Here is a 17272-nt window from a genome sequence, read left to right as displayed (position 1 = left end):
CTTCCTTTATCAGTCGTCTTTGAGAACCAGCAACAGGTTGGCATTAGTCGCCAGTATCCGGTCATTACCCACCATCAGTGCGGCAGACAGGCCGTCACGCAGATGACGGCTCATGCTGAATTTGCTGTCATTTTTATAGGCCAGAATGCCGCAGATGGACAGGGCTTTGATCACGATTTGTGGCAAGGCCTGGGTCGCATCCACTTTCAGATTATTCATTTTGAGGGAATACGCAATCGAAGAAAGCGGGCCGGTAGCGGCATCGCTGGCAGCGGATAATTGTTCGTATTCGGTCAGGCAAGCCTGCACTGAAGTGCGCAGGCTTTGCAGCATGCTGACTAATTCCGCCAGGCGCAGTGCAGTTGGCGGGACAGTACCGGGATTGGATCTGGCTTGTCCGCGTACAAAACTGCGTGCCTTGTTGACCGCCGCAGTGGCGCAGCCCAGCCAGCAACCGCCCCACAGCAAATGCGATACCGGCACCACGGTACGCGCAGACATATCGCCGAAAGGAACTTCCATAATCTGATCGCGATGGCCGCTGGCCGTCATCAGGAAGGGCGGGCTGCACGTGCCACGCATACCCATGGTATCCCAGTTTCCTTTTTGCTCCAGCGTGTAATCTGCTTTGCGTACCAGGATCAGTGACTGATCGCTGTTGGCAGCGTCAGCATGGCGACGTGCCGTGACCAGCAAATCATCGGCCTGGGCACCATAGGAAATTGTGGTGGCATCTTTCACCAGACTGAACTGATCGCCATTGAGCTCGACCGCGCAACGGCTGCGGCGCATTTCGCCACCGACGCCGACTTCAGAAGTCACCGAAGCAATCAGATACTGATGTTTGACCAGATCCTGCAGATATTGTCGGTACCAGGGGTGATCGGCAGCATGTTCGACCAGGGTGATGACCTGAATCTGATGCATCGCGAATATCATGGCGGTGGCGGCACACTGGCGCCCCAGAATTTCACAGATCTCCACTAATTCACTCAGGCTGGCACCTGCGCCACCGAGTTCAACCGGTATATAGGCGCTCAGCAATTTTTCCTGCTTTAATGCGTCTATCGCTGCTTGTGGAAAACGTGCATCACGATCCACTGCATCCGCATGGGGTGCAGCAAAGTCTTTGGCTATCAGGCGTGCTGTTTGAATGAGTGAAGAGCTTTGCATGATCAGGCGCTCAATTCTTCAATGGCGGCATGAATCGCATTGATGCTTTCAAACACGCTGCGTTTCAGCATGCGGTCCGGAAACTCCAGATCGAAGGCATCTTCCAGAGCCAGCATCACATTCACGCTGGCATGTGAAGTCATGCCAGCTTCGTACAAATCTGCGTCATCAGACAGGCTGTCGATGTCAGTGCTGAATTTGCCTTGTTCCTTGAGAACCTGGCGGATTTTTTCTTTACTCATGGGCTAACCTTTTTTATCAATGAAATGGGGAAGAGAGAGAAGCTTTGCTGCAACTGCGAGCCGATTTTTTCAAAGATCTCGTTGCGATGACGGTTGCTGTTGCATAGTCGTGGTCGTGACTCATACTGAGTGCGCAGTGATCTATGCCTGCCTGTTTGGCCAGCGCGATAGCCGGCTCGTGCAGGCGTATCGAAGGTGATGTTCCACGGGGCCGTATCACTTCGATTGCGCGCCAGGGGATCGCTTGATCAGCGTGCAGGCCGAGAATTTTCATGACGGCTTCTTTCGCTGCAAAGCGTGCAGCCAGGCTGGCATACCGGCGCTCTGGTATGCCCTCACAGTCACGCAATTCAGTGGCGCTGAACAGTTTATTCAGGTAGCGTTGACCGAAGCGGGAAACTGAGTTGGCGACTTCAGGTATCCATACCAGGTCGGTGCCAACCACCACGGTGCCAGCTCCATGTTGCTGTGCAGAGCGGCGTCGACGAACTGAAAAATGTGGAAAATCCGTGGCGCTTAACATGGCAGCCTGCGAAAGTGTAACTAAAGGTAATAGGATAGCCGATAGACAATTTTTTTGAGTTAAAAACTGTCAAGTTTTATAAAAAAAAGACGGAATATTTTCCGTGTGGAAATTATTCCGTCTTTTTTAACAAGGTGTATGAAATTTGAAATTTCCTTTAGTTTCCACGTGGAAAGTAAAGCGAAAATGGATACAGCGAAATGTCTGCTTTTTTCACTATTTTCAGAGCTTGGTGACACTTTCCAGCACCTGATCGACAAAGTCACCATCTGCGTCATTAAAGCGCAGCCGCACTGGATACCAGTTGAGTCCAGGCGCAAGCCAGATATCGAGTTGCTGATCTTTGGAGTCAGGCGGTGGCGCCTTGCTGATATGGATGCACTGGTATTCTCCGAGCGCGGTGCGTACGTTTTCTGTACCTACTACTTTGAAGGTCCAGATTTCTGCATCCCGGCGGCCCGCAACAAACATTTTCCATTCGCTGCCGGTGGTGAAATGGGTACTGGCCGCCCTGGCCTGGGCGATCAATTGCCAGGTCGCGCTGCTGCGATCCTGTTCTCCACCTTTAATCGGATAGGTTTCGGCTGAAGTGCTGAATTTGATTTTTTTATTCTGGCGGTCAAAGATAGTCTGGGTTTCCGGTTTGCCGAAACGTTTTTCTGTGAACAGCTCAGGTGCCAGACCCTGTTCATCTATGCTGCCCTGACTACTGGTGGTTAGAATTTTCCCAACCAGTACCGCGCGGGTTTCGCTGTGTATGCTGTATTTTCCATCTTGCTGCTGCCAGCGTACCAGCGCTGAGCCGCCTATACTCAAGCCGCTTTGTCTGGCTTTGATGCTGTATTGCAGTTCTGCCGCAGGCGCCAGCTGGGTCGCCGGAAAACTGTCTGCTGCGAATGCCGCCAGACTTTGCCACAGACATACGCCAAGCAGAGTGCGGATGATTGCGTGAGACATCAGGAACTTCCTTTCTCGGGGTTGAGGATGGCGGTCACATATTGGCTGGTGACCGTACCATTCGATTGAGTATTACGGATTTGCACCGGATACCATTGCCTGCCGGGAGCCAGCCAGATTTCCAGTGTGGAGTTATATTTTCCGGCACGCGGCGGACGGATGATATGCCAGGTCTCCAGCTCGCCCATGCGGGTTTTCAGGATTTCTTTGGCCTGTACCTGAAACAGGAATTCCTGCGCCTCGCGGTCTTCAGCCACCTGTACCCGCAATTGCTGTCCCGCCTGGAATAACTGGGGTGAGCCCTTACCGAGTGCACTCAGTTGCAGGAAAATGCTGGCACGGTCTTGCGCACCAGCCTGTAATGCGGTGCTGCGATTGCTGGACGAAAAATTGATGGTCTGGCTGTCGTGCTGAAAGTGGGTGGCGGTCTCGCTGCGCTTACTCCGTTTCTCGATCATGGTCTGCGGCTGCAAGCCGAATTCCGTCCAGTTCCCCTCGCTTTGCATTTGATACAGATTTAGTGTGGTTAACAACAAATCCAGACCTGCCTGGACTTTCACCTGATAACGGCCATCCTGAATCTGAAACGTAATTTCACCCAAGCCATAAACTGGATTTTTGCCCGGGCTCTCGCTGACCAGCTTAGTCTTTAACACAGCGTTGTCCGGCGCTATTGCCGCATAGCCATGTAAGCTCAGACTTTGATCGGATTCGGTCAGTGGTGTCAGCACCGTGACTGGATCGAGCGTGATACTGCTGCTGAGCTCACTGAGTTGATGGAGCGAACCGGTTTGCGCACTTGCTTCCGATGCCGTACTTACGGCGCCGTTATTGTCGCTCCAGCTGACACTGGCCGCAGGCGGTGCAGGCATGGCCTGACTGCGCGCTGCGATTTGGGGCCGTGTACTTTCACGTGCACGTGGCAGTGCAGGCGGCGTAGCCCTTGCTGTGACCTTTGGTTTGACGGCCAGTTGCACCGTCACTGGTGCCAGCTTAGGGCTGACCGCGGGCGCTGGCCGGATGGCTGGTGTACTCCATTGCCACAGCAGCAGATGGCCCGCCAGCGCCAGGCCGGCAAACCACAGGTAGTGCATGCGTCCGGGCGGCATCGCGATCATCATCTGGCTTGGTGTTGAGGACATAGGCGTAGTGTAAACCGACTTAGCGACGGTCGCGATCAGAATTTGCCTGGCGCTCACAGACAGCGCGTAAGGGGGCATGGCATGCACCCGACTTGAGTTTTCATAGTTGACGGACTGTCATGGCTGGTGCAAGATGAAATCTGCTCATCTGTCTTTCAGGATGTAGTGAATCGCAGCGCTGAATTACAGCATTAACCTGCAGCAGTGACTTGCATCAGTGGCTGGCTACAGTGTTGAACATCACTGTGCGCGACTATCCATGATATTAACCGGAGTAACCCATGCAAAATCCCTTTACCGGTGCGGAAGCGCCCGGCATGTCTCAGATGGCTGATCCCCTGGGTTTTATTAAAAAACTGTGGGGCAGTATGCAGGTACCTGGCATGGTAGCGCCACCGATGTCGCTGGATGAACTGGATAAGAAAATTCAGGATTTGAAGACCGTAGAATCCTGGCTGAACGTGAACATGAATATGCTGCGCGGTACCATACAGACGCTGGAAGTGCAGCGCGCCACGCTGGCAGCTTTGCAGTCGCTGGGTGACAGCTTTGTGCAGCATACGCGTGAGGCGCAGCAGGCAGCTGCAGAAACCGCCGCCGCAGCCAGTGCCGGTGCTGCATTTTCGAACGCAGGCTGGCCGATGTCAGCGGCCAGTGACAAGAACACTGAAGTGGCCAGTGAAAGCGGCGATGAAGTGCCGCCTGCCGCAGCCGCAAAAGCAGCCGATGCCGCCGATGGAACGCAAGTAGCAGATACCGCAGCCAGCCGGGAAACATCTGCAGCTGAAGAGTCCGCCAACGCATTTTCTAATCCTGCGGTCTGGTGGAATTTGCTGCAGGATCAGTTTAAGCAGGCGGTCAGTAAGGCGATGCAATCTGAGCCGGGCAGCAGCGAAAACGTAGCAGCAGAAGCACAGCCGGAAGCTGTAAAAAAATCGCCTTCAGTCAGGCCAGCCGCCAAGTCAGCCAGCACGAAGCGCGCGAACTCTGCTAAACCAGCCTCGGGCAAAACTGCGGCGCGTGCCACCGTCAGCAAAGCCAGTTCAGCCAAACCTGCAACAGCAGCCAAAAAGAGCGGCACAGTCGCCACGAAAAAAACACAGAGCCGTTCTGCTGCCAGCACCCAGGTTAAGACCAGCGTGCCGCTCAAGACTAAGAAGCAGTCTGCCAAATAATCATATAAGGAGATCAGCGAACCGCTGACTGACAGAACATGGAAAAAACGCTGGCTTAGCTAACATACGCTATCCAGCGTTTTTTGTATCTGCCTCAGTTCTGTGCTGCGGTCAGCGCAGCTTTCAGATCAGCGTCAGTCCAGTTCAGCGTGCGGCTTTCTTTCGTCGCTTCACAAGTGATAGTCAGCTGGCTCAGGCTGATCAGTTGTACACCTACATTCACACAGGCAGTGCTGCTGCCGCCGACGGCGACATTGTATTTGCCTGCGCTGGGGCGGGTCGTCATGCCATTGGTTTCAGAACCAAATACGATATTGCCCAGATTGACCACACGATTTGCTGAGCCATTATTACGGGTATAGAAAAAACCATTGGCAATGCTCAGGCTGCTGCCAGTGTTGCTGGCATTGCCGCCTACCGCCGTCATGCTGTAATTGCCAGTGCCCAGGCTGAAGCTGGCAACACCGCTACCGATCTGGGTCACATCCTTACTGCTGTCGCTGGTGTCATCGGTCGTCGTGAAGCTGGCGCTACTGATTTGGTATTGGGTCACTGCCGGATTGTCACCGACATTCACCTTGATCGCCCCGCTACTTTGGAAGTTAAGCATTTTAATGCTGCCGATCTGGTTCGGCACACCGCTGAAGGCTCCCTGATACGCGTTATCGGCAGGGAAGCGGCGTACGCAATTGCTCATGCTGGTGGTGCCACCGGCATAGCTGACGCTGCCACCTTTGGGGCAATTGCCGGTGTTGCCTGCAATGACGGCAAAATCATGCAGGCCTGCGACCATTTGTGAAGCAGTCCAGCTCTCAGCAAATACTTTCAATGCCTCGGTCAAACCCGCAGAGCTGCCTGAACCTGAGCCACCTCCAGAACTGCCGCCAGAACTACCACCGCTGCTGCTATTGCCGTTCGAATTTCCTGCGTTGTCATTGCCGCCACCGCAAGCACTCAGTGCAGCAATCAGACTCAGGATAAGCAGGCTGGATGGAATACTTTTTTTCATACTGTCCTCGTTGTGAATGAATCAGAAATAATGGGTCTTCATTCGCTAAGACGGCGTTGTAAGAAAAAAAGCGTCACAGCTTGCGATTTTTTTCCTGTGCCTGCTGCAAAGCTGCACGTGTTTGCTGTTGCCAGATGCTGGTGGCAGGGTCATCCATACTCGCGCGCATTTGTAATGCCAGCCGGAAGGCAGCGATGGCTTGTGGATATTGCGCACGCTGCAGATAAATCCATCCCAAGGCTTCTTGCAGATTCACACTTTGACCGCGCCAGTAGGCAGCTTGCTGTGGTGTTTGCAAATCCAGATACTCAGCCTGAATCAGGCGTAAGTCTTCATCTGTTTTGCTGACGGGCAGACGTGCCAGTTCACGCCAGGCCAGACTGCGCGAATAGTCAGCGCGGTTGTTCGCATAGCTGATGCTTTGACGATAGAGTTGAGCGGCCAATGCAAACTCCTGCTTACGTGTTGCGAGTTGACCCTGCACCAACAGCGCACCGAGCGCACGTTTCCGCTGAAGTGGCCAGTACTGTTCGTGCAATTGCTGACTGCGGCGCAGATCTTGTTGCGCGAGTTCAGTGTCACCTTGTATGGCGGATGCGATGCCACAGTGATCGGCGGCCATTAAACGCAGCCGTGGATAACTGATGGCTGCCTGCATATCCATGCTGCGACAGACTTGCAGCATTTGCGGCAGCTCGCCGGTTCTGAGTAAGATGCGCAGGTACCCGACCTGTGCGCTTTCCAGATAATCGGGTTTTTGGGTGCTCCATTCCGGCAATAGCACGATGTCATAGGCGGTGCGCGCCTGTTGCAAAGCCTCGGGTCTTTGTGTCGAGTCGGCCAGTACATTGGCGATATACAGTCTGGCTTCTGAAACCCGGTAATGATGTATGCCCCAGACCTGCTCCATATTGTGCATGGCCTGGATCGCGACCTGGCTGGATTCGGCCGGGCGCCCCAGCTTGTCGAGGCAGATCGCCACGCCTTGACGCGCTTCTGCGGTTTGCCAGTTATTTTCACCGAATTCCTGCAGCCTGACTTGCAAGGCTTCCTGATACGCGGCCAGCGCCTTGTCGGTCTGGTCAGAATTCAGATAGGCCATCGCCATACTGACCAGTGCATAGCCCAGCTCGTTCCGGTTTGCGCTATTCCGTGCCAGCGTGATTGCCTGCTCCAGATGCTGGAAAATCCGTGGGTCATTCGCTGCATATAATTTGCTCGCGCATTGTCCGGCCTTTCTGTGGGCCTGGGTCAGCTGATCGCGGCTGGCCGCAGCATGCCGGTATATAGCCAGCGCCTGCGAGGTTTGCTGACATGCACGCTGATGCTGACCGACACTGGCCAGCCAGTCCACGCTATCGATCAGCGCATGTGCATACTCGCTGCTCTGTTCACCATAAACCTGTTTTGCCAGCGCCAGATTATGCTCATATAAGGTACTGGCCGCATCGCTCAGGCCCAGTTGTATGGCCAGTTGGCCCAGATCATGGGTCAGCTTGCTACTTTCGGTAGGCAGTGAAGAAAAATCCCTGACGGCGTTTTGTATGCCGGTCGCGACCAGATCTTTCAGGCTCAGATCGCGCCTGGCTAAGTCAGGGTCAGGTTTTTGTTCAGGATTAAAAATACGCAGCACGAATTGGTACATCGCTTGCGAGCGGTCCGCCTCCTGACGTGCCTTATTCGCCTGATAGACAGCGATGGCGCTGGTACTGAGTACCACACTGAGCAGCAACACGCTCAATGCAGTCAGCGCACGATAACGCTGCACGAAACAACTGCTGCGATACCAGAAACTGTCAGGCCGCGCACTGACGGGTTCCCGGTTCAGATAGCGGCGCAAATCACTGGCCAGCGCATGGGCAGTCGGATAGCGCAGCTCAGGCGATTTTTGCAGCGCTTTGTGCAGGATGGCATCCAGATCACCCTGCAATTCCTGACGCAGCTTACGGTCATTCGCACGGCTGGAGGCAGGCGCAGCTGGCTGCTGCAAAATGGCATGCTCGAGCGCGTGCCGTGAACGGTCTTCCGGCTGATATGGACTCTGACCAGTCAGCAGTTCGTAGAGCACCACACCGAGTGCGTACACATCGGTGGTAATGCCGATTTCTTCGCCGCGCAGCTGTTCCGGTGCCGCATAGCGCCAGGTCACAGGCTTGCCCTGAAATGCCTTGATGCCTGTCAGTGCCTGTGGTTCGTCGCTTTGATCTGCCTGCAAAATATGGGCAATCCCAAAATCCAGCAGACGTACATACCCTTCGCTGGTGACCAGAATATTGGAGGGTTTCAGATCGCGGTGTACCACCAGACGTGAGTGAGCGTACTGCACGGCGGAGCAAGCCTGCACCATCATCCTGACCCGCGCAGCAGTATCCAGCCCCTGGCTGTGACACCAATCGTCGATATGCATGCCTGCGACATATTCCAGTGCAAGCCAGCTTTGCTGAGCGCTATCCATACCGGCATCGTACAGACGTGCAATATGCGGATGCACCAGTTGCGCCAGGATGTCACGTTCGCGTGCAAAGCGCTGCAATACCCGTTCTGACAGCGTATCGGCATGCGGTAGTTTTAAGGCGACCTCACGCCGGAATTCACCGTCTTTGACTGCCAGCCAGACGCTCGCCATGCCACCCTCACCGAGTTTGCGCAGCAGGCGCCAGGGACCGATCTGGCTGTCAGGCTGGTAGTCGCGGCTCAGGCTCATGTGTCCGCTATCGGTTAGCGTGATTTTGGGAATCGTCGACATGAAATCTTCTTGCTCCGCTTGCCAGTGCGCCTGTGCCAGGCTGTGCAGACGCGCGCGCAGGTGCTGCTGTTGCGGCGGCAGATTTTGCAGGAAGTGCTGCTGCTGATCCGCAGTAAGGTCTAGCAGCTCATCGAGCAGGGCAGAGAGGATGTGCCAGTCTTGCGTGTGGGTGCTCAAGGCTGAACTCCGCTTAGTTTCCGTTGTGTCTGGATTTGCATATGGCTCATAACGCACTGACCGGCAAAAAAGCGCCATCGCGTGAAAAAAAAGAGGATGGGCGACGAAGATGGGCTAACAGTTTGGACAGATGGCTTAGCGGCGCAAAGCTTCATACAGCCAGGCGCGCGCTTTCAGCCAGTCACGTTGCACAGTACGTCGGGCGACGCCAAGGAATTCAGCCGCTTCTTCTTCAGTGAGACCGGCGAAATAGCGCAATTCAACCAGTTGAGCCAGCCGCGGCTCCAGTTGCTCCAGCTCAGTCAAGGCTTCATGGACACGCAACAGTTCAGAGGTGTCGGGATGACTGATGAGCAGTTCTTCATCGAGCGAAATATGATCTACGCCACCACCATGCCGCTGCGCCTGGCGTTTGCGTACATAATCGATGACTATCGTTCGCATTGCTTTGGCGGCATAGGCCAGGAAAAAATAGCGCTGTGAACCAGGTAATTGCTGCAGATTCTGTAAACGCAGCCATAACTCAGCGACCAGTTCTGTGGTGTTGAGCAAGGTCAGATGACCGCTGTGGCGCAGACGGGATTTCGCGAGCTGACGCAAGTCGGGATAGATCATTTGCATCAGGCGCCCGGTCGCGTCAGGATCGCCCAGACGTGCTTGTTGGAATACCGTGGCAAAGTCCTGCATAGCGTGTGAGCAGATTGGTAAAATGGCTATTGTATAGGACTTCACACTTCATCCCTATAGGACTTACGCAAAACCGCCCCAGCGGCGTTATGGCTTCTTGTCGTACTATGTGTACTGCCTGCGTCGCCAAGCCTTGCCGGGACAATTTTGCGTAAGTCCTAACCTATCTTCTGATTGCCAGCTGTGGTACGTCCAGCACGCCTAGTCCTGGGATGAGATTTGGTGAATCTGCGTAAATAAGGTATTTTCATGCACCGTATGACGGTATTGAAGTATTGCCGGGCTTAATCAACACCTAGATGAACAATGAAAATCAGACTGATACCGCCTCTGTTGAGTCCCATTCTGTTGCCAGTGCTTGTGCTGTTGTTTGTACTCTTGTCAGGTATCAGCAGTGCAGCCCACGCGCAAACTAAGCCGGTGCCACTGTTTTTGCAGGAAAACCTGGACATCCATGGACGGCAGTTATCCATCGATAAAGATCTGGAAAAAATCCTCATCTATTTCGAGCGCGAATCCGGTCTGCGCCTTGACTGGCGTATGTTGCCCTGGAACCGGGCGCAGATGATGGGGCGCAATGGTGAAGGCATCGTATTCGGACTGTCAAAATCACCGGAGCGGCTTAAATATTTTCAGTTTTCCCAGCCTGTCGTGAGTGAGAAAATCTGGGCTATCACCTATGGTGAACCACGTCAGAATTTCCGTACGCTGGAAGACTTACGAGGAAAAACGGTGAGCATAGGCCGGGGTTTCAGTCATGGGATGGATTTTGAAAAAGCCAGGAATGTGGTTTTTACGGTGCAGGAGGATACAGCTTCATCTGGTGCACGCTTCAAAAAGCTCATGAATAAACGCAGTGATCTGATGCTGTGGCCAGTGCGTCAGCTGAATACTGCGGCGCAGGTCGAGGATTATCTGAACAATAAACTGATCCCGGGTTTCAATGAACCGGAACTGAAGGGCAAGCGTTTTTATGTCTCGCGTAAGCCCGTCTTCTATGACACTGTGCATTTTGCAGTCGCCCACGGCCAGTATCAGGAAGAATTAGCCCGGCTCAATGAAGTGATACGGCGCGGTACCGAGAGTGGCGAGTTGCCGAAACTGATGGCTAAATTTTATTAGTAGCTTGAGCTAGCTGCTGCAAAGTCTGCAAGGCCTCTTTAGTCCAGGCGATGCGTCCTTCTTCATAGGCGATACCGGCTTTCAGTATCAGATAATGGATCTGCGTTTCGCGCGAGGTTTCGGTCACGCTGAAATCGCGTTGCTCAATAGCGCGGTAAGTCGCCAATTCCTGCTCGTGCAATTGCAGTCGTTTTTCCAGCTCTTCCACCATGCCCAGCGGCCCTATCGCCGCATCCGCCCTGAGTTTCAGCATCAGTTCATCACGCAGACGCAGCGGCGCACTGCTCTCAGCAGCCCAGCGTTGTAACTCAGCACGTCCGGCTGGCAGCACATCAAACTGCTTTTTACCGGAGCGGCCTCCTTCGACTTCACTGGACAAGACCCAGCCCTGCTGCTCCATCCGTGCCAGCTCACGGTAAATCTGCTGATGGGTGGCATGCCAGAAATAGCCTATCGACTTATCAAAGCGACGCGCCAGCTCATAACCTGAGCAGGGCTTTTCTATGATCGAGGTCAGCAGGGCGTGTTGTAATGACATAGGCAGACCTTAGAGTAAGTCTTCGAGGTGGTGTGGCTACATTTTATATGCAACTGGTTGCATAAACAAAATTTGTTCGCTATTCTGCGATGCACAGTCAGAATACTTCGCTATAAAGCCCGTACCAGATCAGCGCACTGTTGCTTACAAGCGCAAAGCAGCTGTGGTATCCGTTCTGACCGTATTAACCTATCGCGCTGTCGCCAAAGTGATACGGCACCGGGAATGATTGCAGAGCGACTGCGCATGCCGCCTGCATTTTCCTGCTGCTATAAGACTGTGGCTGTGGCGCAGACACATTGAGGAAAACCCATGGCATTCTATCCCCACCTGACCAAACCGCTGGACCTTGGCTTTACGACTTTACCGAATCGCTTACTGATGGGCTCCATGCACGTGGGGCTGGAAGAAGTGGACAATGGCTTTGAACGCATGGCCGCCTTTTATGCCGAACGCGCACGCGGTGGTGTGTCGCTGATCGTCACTGGCGGTATCGCACCGAATGAGCGTGCGCGTCCTATGCATGGCGGCGCCATGCTGACCACCGAAGAAGAAGCGAATCATCATAAAATCGTGACTGAGGCGGTACATCAGGCCGGTGGCCGCATCGCCATGCAGATCCTGCACTTTGGCCGCTATTCCTATCAGCCTTCATTGGTTGCGCCAAGCGCATTGAAAGCGCCGATCAATCCCTTCACACCGCATGCACTGAGCACCGCTGAAGTTGAAGAAACCATCAGCGACTTCGTCCGTTGCGCCGGTCTGGCGCAGTTCGCCGGTTATGATGGCGTCGAAGTGATGGGCTCCGAGGGTTACCTGATCAATGAATTCATCGCTGCGCGTACCAATCAGCGCGATGATGAATGGGGCGGTGCGTATGAAAACCGTATCCGCTTCCCGGTAGAAATCGTGCGTCGTATCCGTGAAAAAGTCGGCCCGGAATTCATCATCATTTACCGCTTGTCTATGCTGGATCTGGTGGAAGGCGGTTCTACCCTGGAAGAAGTGATACAGCTGGCGCAAGCGATAGAGGCGGCCGGTGCCACCATCATCAATACCGGCATAGGCTGGCATGAAGCGCGTATCCCGACGATCGCGACCAAAGTGCCGCGTGCGGCGTTTGCCTGGGTCACCAAAAAACTCAAAGGCCATGTCTCGATTCCGCTGGTCGCGACTAACCGTATCAATACGCCGGAAGTGGCTGAGCAATTGCTGGCAGACGATTATTGCGACATGGTGTCGATGGCGCGTCCGCTGCTGGCTGATCCGCTGTTCCTGCGTAAGGCCGAGCAAGGCCGTGCGGATGAAATCAATACCTGTATCGGCTGCAATCAGGCCTGCCTCGATCATACTTTCGGCGGCAAACTGACATCCTGTCTGGTCAATCCACGCGCCTGCCATGAAACCGAAATCATTGATGCACCTGTGACGCAGGTCAAGCGCATCGCCGTTGTGGGTGCAGGACCGGCCGGACTGTCGTTTGCAACCACCGCTGCCAAGCGCGGACACAGCGTCACTTTGTTTGATGCTGCATCCGAAATCGGCGGACAATTCAATGTCGCTAAACAAGTACCGGGCAAGGAAGAATTTTACGAAACCCTGCGCTATTTCGGTAAGCAAATAGAACTGACCGGTGTACAACTCAAACTCAACACTAAAGTCAGCGCAGATGATTTGCGTGACTTTGACGAAGTGGTGCTGGCAACTGGTATCACCCCGCGTGTACCTCCTATCCCGGGCGTTGATCATCCTAAGGTACTCAGTTATCTGGATGTATTACGCGATAAAAAAGCCGTTGGTAAATCGGTCGCGATCATCGGTGCTGGCGGTATCGGCTTTGATGTGGCGGAATACCTGAGTCACAGCGGCACCAGCCCTAGCCTTGATCCGGCCAAGTTCTTTGCCGAATGGGGTGTGGATACCAGCTATCAGCACGTAGGTGGCCTGACCACGCCACATCTGGAAGCACCTGCACGTCAGCTGTTCCTGTTGCAGCGTAAAACGTCAAAAGTAGGTGACGGTCTGGGTAAAACTACAGGCTGGATACATCGTACTGGTTTGAAAAACCGTCAGGTGCATATGATCGCCGGAGTGTCCTATGACCGCATCGACGATGCTGGTTTGCATGTAACGGTCAATGGTGAGCAAAAGCTGATCCCGGTCGATAACGTGGTGCTGTGTGCTGGTCAGGAACCTAAGCGTGATTTGCAGGCCGGTCTGGAAGCGCTGGGCAAGACGGTGCATCTGATTGGTGGTGCGGACGTGGCGGCAGAACTGGACGCCAAACGTGCGATTAATCAGGGTACACGTTTAGCTGCGGTGATCTGAGTCTAGCATCCATCATCCGCGAAACCCGTAAAAAAAAGGGAGCGCAACAGCGCTCCCTTTTTTCATGCCGGATTTTTACTGTCCTGACTGCGTACCCTTACTCAGGTATTGGCTGCTGCTTTTTTATCGCGTATCAGCAGATATACACCGATCAGGAAACCCAGCACGCTTAAGCTGCACACATAATAAGCGGGAGCAAATTTCTCGGTTTTCAGCCACAGCGAGACCATCATCGGCGTCAGACCACCGAAGATCGCATACGCCACGTTATACGAAAATGACAGTCCGGTAAAACGCACGGTAGCCGGAAAAGCATTCACCATCACATAGGGCACCGCACCGACCAGACCAACTGAAAAACCAGCCAGTGCATAGGCGCCGTACAGCGTGGACGGGTCTTGCAATACCGTGCTGTAGAAATAGTAAATCACCGTGCCAAGCAGACTGCTGCCCAGAATAAAGGTCCAGCCGCCGCCAATTTTATCGATCAGCCGTCCCGCCAGTATGCAACCCAGGGTGAGTGCTATCGTTGCCAGAGAATTCGCCTGCAAGGTCACGGCCGGTGCCAGTCCCAGCTGCTTTTGCAGATAGGCCGGTGTCATCAGTATCACTACCACAATCGCCGCTGATAACAGCCAGGTCAGTAACATCGATAAGACGACTGCGCTTTTATGATCCCTGAGTACGGTTTTGAGCGGGAATTCTGCAGCCAGTGCTTTTTTCTCTTGCAGTTCTTTGAACACCGGCGTTTCATGCAGCCAGCGGCGCAGATACATCGCGATAAAACCAAACACACCGCCGACGATGAAAGGAATACGCCAGGCCCAGGCTTCGATCTCAGCCGGGCTATAGCTGGTGTTAATCAGTGTCGCTACGATGGAGCCCAACAAAATACCGGCCGTCAGTCCGGCAGTCAGGGTGCCGCAGGCATAACCGGTATGCTGGCGCGGCACATGCTCCGCCACAAACACCCAGGCTCCCGGCACTTCACCGCCGATTGCAGCACCCTGCAGAATGCGCAAAGCCAGCAAGGCCAGCGGCGCTGCGATGCCTATCGTCGCATAGGTCGGCAGCAGGCCCATGGCAAAGGTGGGTAAGGCCATCAGGATGATACTCAGGGTGAACATCTTTTTGCGTCCCAGCAGATCACCGAAGTGGGCCATGATGATGCCACCCAGCGGACGCGCCAGATAGCCGGCTGCAAAAATACCGAAAGTCTGGAACTGACGTAACCAGTCCGGCATATCAGGTGGGAAAAACAGTTTGCCGATGACGACAGTAAAAAAAACGAAAATAATGAAGTCGTAAAATTCCAGCGCACCGCCCAATGCAGCTAATGCCAGCGTTTTCATATCCTGTCGGTTCAGTGGCCGTGCGGCCTGAGTGGTACTGCTGAGTGCCATTGCATGTCTCCTGGTTGGAATGGCTGCGCCTGGACAGACAGACCATCAGCAGCGTATTGCAGCCTCAGGTGTGCCTTGCGCAGTGTCGTATTTGCAAAGCAGCATAACGAGGCTGACCCAGAATTGCAATCGTGGATACATGCAAGATTTTCAGCTCAGGCTGGGCAGAGACGATGAAAGAGCAGGGAGTTACTGATTCGCCGCTTTTTTCAGCAGGCGCATCAGGCCACCAAGAACCGGCAATTTTTCATACAGTTCTTCGGCCGCATCCCAGTAGTCACGATGCATTTCAACCTGACCCTGTGCATTGAAGCGCACGTGAGTTGCACCGCGTATGCATTGTTCTGTGCGGTCGAAACGCTTCATGCGGAAATAGAATTCCCAGCACAAAAAGGCAGTATTGTCTTGCAATACCGTGCTGCTGACTTTAAAGCGTGGCTGATCGACTTGCACAAACATGTGCTCAAAAATGCGCGTGATGGCCGGCAGGCCACGCACTTCATTGAAGGGATCTTTGAAACTCGCATCCGCACTGTAAATCACGGCGAGCTGACTGACCGTCGCCGGGCTGATGTGTTCAAAAAACTGTACCAGGTTATGCAGACTGGTCTGATAAGACATGTGCTACTCCGGGAAAAATGGACAGAGATGACGCAAAACTGTATCAGCGCTCAGGTCTGCGTGCTGATACATTTGCGCATTGCTTAAAGTCCTGTGACTTTATGCACCAGATAAAAGTAACTACGATACGGCAGCAGACGTGCCAGCCGCAACCAGTTGGTGAAACGATGAGGAAAATGGATATGGAAATCACCGCGCTCCATGCCCTGTACAATCGCACTGGCCGCCTGAGGTGCAGTCATCAGCGCTGGCATCGCAAAGTCGTTATTGGCGGTCAGTGGGGTATCGACAAAGCCCGGATTAATCATATACACCGCGATATTTTTCGGACGCAAATCCAGAAACAGGGACTCACATAAATTGATCACCGCCGCCTTGCTCGGACCATAGGCCAGCGCCTTAGGCAGGCCTGACAGACCGGCTACAGAGCCAACTATGCCTATGCCGCCTGATTGCTGTCTGAGCAGCTCAGGCAGCACCACATCGAGGCAATGATAAACACCACGGATGTTGATATCGAGGATGCGGTTAGCCGCATCCAGGTCAAAACTGTCTGCCCGCATTTCATTGTAGGCACCGGCCACGACCAGCACCAGATCGATGCCCTGCCACTGTTGCATCAGGCGAGCATGTACCGCGCTGACACTGGCTGCATCGGTGATGTCCAGCGGTGCCACGCAGGCAGCGGAAAATGGTGCCGCCAGCTGTTGCAATGCTGACTCATTACGTGCCGACAGCGCCACCCGTGCGCCACGCTGCAGCAACAGGCGTGCGGTTTCAGCACCGATACCGGTCGAGGCACCGATAATCCAGATGCGTTTTCCCTGCCAGTCGTGGATGCGCGGGTTCATGGCCGTGGTCCGTCGCGTTTAGTGAAGGACAGGGTCACGCTGCCCAGATGCACACCGAATTTACTCATTTGTGCGCGGTTCAGCATCACTTTGTCGTCCATCTGTACCATCAGATCATCGAAGTCGACGTTGATGATGCGTCCATCCACCGGCAAGGCCAGCACATAATTCCAGTGCAGGGTATTACCGGAAACGATGCCTTGTGCTTCACCCACGACGTCAGGCGCAGTACCAGTGAAGCGGCCAGGCCCGGTTTTTTTCAGCGTCCAGATGCGGGTCTGTTTGCTGCCATCGGAATAGCTGAAGTCTTCATGCAGGGTGCCGGTATCACCTTGCCAGTCGCATTGCATGACGACGGTAAAGCGTTTCACGATTTCACCTGAGCGGTTTTGAAACATGCCCCAGGCATCCAGCTTACCATTGAAGTAGCGCTGTAAGTCCAGCACCGGCTGTTCCTTCGCATACAGCGCGGGATCATAGGTGCTGGCGCAGGAGCTCAGCAAAACGGCCAGCGTCAGTGCGCCAGCCAGCTTCAGGCCGGGCAGCGCCCATGTGCGTTGCAGACGTGTTTTCATGTG

Annotated in this window: 16 protein-coding genes; 3 read left to right on the top strand and 13 right to left on the bottom strand. The window is 54.1% G+C overall.

Annotated features, from left to right (window positions below):
• Positions 1-9: 9 nt before the first annotated feature.
• From EYB48_RS04205 to EYB48_RS04185, 5 genes are all read right to left on the bottom strand, one after another.
• Positions 10-1173 carry an acyl-CoA dehydrogenase family protein gene (locus EYB48_RS04205; RefSeq protein WP_162019060.1) on the bottom strand — a complete coding sequence of 388 codons (1164 nt, stop codon included), beginning with the start codon at positions 1171-1173 and terminating at the stop codon, positions 10-12.
• Between the two features lie 2 nt (positions 1174-1175).
• On the bottom strand, positions 1176-1415 hold the full coding sequence (locus tag EYB48_RS04200; RefSeq protein ID WP_162019059.1) for an acyl carrier protein: 240 nt from the start codon (positions 1413-1415) through the stop codon (positions 1176-1178).
• 16 nt (positions 1416-1431) lie between these two features.
• Positions 1432-1938, bottom strand: a complete 507-nt coding sequence (gene acpS, locus EYB48_RS04195; RefSeq protein WP_162019058.1) for a holo-ACP synthase — start codon at positions 1936-1938, stop codon at positions 1432-1434.
• A gap of 222 nt (positions 1939-2160) precedes the next feature.
• On the bottom strand, positions 2161-2895 hold the full coding sequence (locus EYB48_RS04190) for a DUF3108 domain-containing protein (protein ID WP_162019057.1): 735 nt from the start codon (positions 2893-2895) through the stop codon (positions 2161-2163).
• Positions 2895-4115 (bottom strand): DUF3108 domain-containing protein, encoded by a 1221-nt coding sequence (locus tag EYB48_RS04185; RefSeq protein WP_162019056.1) that lies wholly within the window; start codon positions 4113-4115, stop codon positions 2895-2897. Before EYB48_RS04185 ends, EYB48_RS04190 begins: the two co-directional genes overlap by 1 nt.
• Positions 4116-4318: 203 nt before the next feature.
• Between EYB48_RS04185 and EYB48_RS04180 the strand changes: the two genes are divergently transcribed.
• A complete protein-coding gene (locus tag EYB48_RS04180) occupies positions 4319-5212 on the top strand; it encodes a PhaM family polyhydroxyalkanoate granule multifunctional regulatory protein (RefSeq protein ID WP_202927666.1) in 894 nt (297 codons plus the stop codon).
• Positions 5213-5306: 94 nt separating this feature from the next.
• Here EYB48_RS04180 and EYB48_RS04175 read toward each other — a convergent pair whose 3' ends face one another.
• The 3 genes from EYB48_RS04175 to EYB48_RS04165 form a co-directional block, all read right to left on the bottom strand.
• Positions 5307-6221 (bottom strand): hypothetical protein, encoded by a 915-nt coding sequence (locus EYB48_RS04175; protein WP_162019055.1) that lies wholly within the window; start codon positions 6219-6221, stop codon positions 5307-5309.
• 73 nt (positions 6222-6294) lie between these two features.
• The gene (locus EYB48_RS04170) at positions 6295-9144 is read right to left on the bottom strand and encodes a serine/threonine-protein kinase (protein ID WP_162019054.1); all 2850 of its coding nucleotides are present in this window, start codon (positions 9142-9144) and stop codon (positions 6295-6297) included.
• Between the two features lie 135 nt (positions 9145-9279).
• A complete protein-coding gene (locus EYB48_RS04165; RefSeq protein WP_162019053.1) occupies positions 9280-9831 on the bottom strand; it encodes an ECF-type sigma factor in 552 nt (183 codons plus the stop codon).
• A gap of 306 nt (positions 9832-10137) precedes the next feature.
• On the opposite strand from EYB48_RS04165, the gene EYB48_RS04160 reads away from it, so the two are divergent.
• Entirely contained in the window at positions 10138-10953 is an 816-nt protein-coding gene (locus EYB48_RS04160) for a substrate-binding periplasmic protein (RefSeq protein WP_162019052.1), read from the top strand.
• On the opposite strand, the gene EYB48_RS04155 is transcribed toward EYB48_RS04160, so the two are convergent.
• On the bottom strand, positions 10940-11491 hold the full coding sequence (locus EYB48_RS04155) for a PadR family transcriptional regulator (RefSeq protein ID WP_162019051.1): 552 nt from the start codon (positions 11489-11491) through the stop codon (positions 10940-10942). The genes EYB48_RS04160 and EYB48_RS04155 overlap by 14 nt on opposite strands.
• 312 nt (positions 11492-11803) lie before the next feature.
• Here EYB48_RS04155 and EYB48_RS04150 point away from each other — a divergent pair, with 312 nt between their 5' ends.
• Positions 11804-13819 carry an NADPH-dependent 2,4-dienoyl-CoA reductase gene (locus EYB48_RS04150; RefSeq protein ID WP_162019050.1) on the top strand — a complete coding sequence of 672 codons (2016 nt, stop codon included), beginning with the start codon at positions 11804-11806 and terminating at the stop codon, positions 13817-13819.
• 101 nt (positions 13820-13920) lie between these two features.
• Here the strand turns inward: EYB48_RS04150 and EYB48_RS04145 are convergent, their stop codons facing one another.
• The 4 genes from EYB48_RS04145 to EYB48_RS04130 all read right to left on the bottom strand — a co-directional run bounded on the left by EYB48_RS04145 (position 13921) and on the right by EYB48_RS04130 (position 17269).
• Entirely contained in the window at positions 13921-15222 is a 1302-nt protein-coding gene (locus EYB48_RS04145) for an MFS transporter (RefSeq protein ID WP_162019049.1), read from the bottom strand.
• A 189-nt stretch (positions 15223-15411) separates the two neighbouring features.
• Positions 15412-15843 (bottom strand): nuclear transport factor 2 family protein, encoded by a 432-nt coding sequence (locus EYB48_RS04140; RefSeq protein ID WP_162019048.1) that lies wholly within the window; start codon positions 15841-15843, stop codon positions 15412-15414.
• An 83-nt stretch (positions 15844-15926) separates the two neighbouring features.
• Positions 15927-16694 (bottom strand): SDR family NAD(P)-dependent oxidoreductase, encoded by a 768-nt coding sequence (locus EYB48_RS04135; RefSeq protein ID WP_162019047.1) that lies wholly within the window; start codon positions 16692-16694, stop codon positions 15927-15929.
• A complete protein-coding gene (locus EYB48_RS04130) occupies positions 16691-17269 on the bottom strand; it encodes a DUF3833 domain-containing protein (RefSeq protein ID WP_162019046.1) in 579 nt (192 codons plus the stop codon). The genes EYB48_RS04135 and EYB48_RS04130 overlap by 4 nt, the downstream gene beginning before the upstream one ends.
• Positions 17270-17272: the final 3 nt, after the last annotated feature.

It is taken from the genome of Cognatundibacterium crateris (assembly GCF_010078235.1).
GTDB lineage: Bacteria > Pseudomonadota > Gammaproteobacteria > Burkholderiales > Burkholderiaceae_D > Undibacterium > Undibacterium crateris.
The sequence above is the reverse complement of the archived record's forward strand: the minus strand, read 5'-3'. Positions and strand labels throughout refer to the sequence as shown.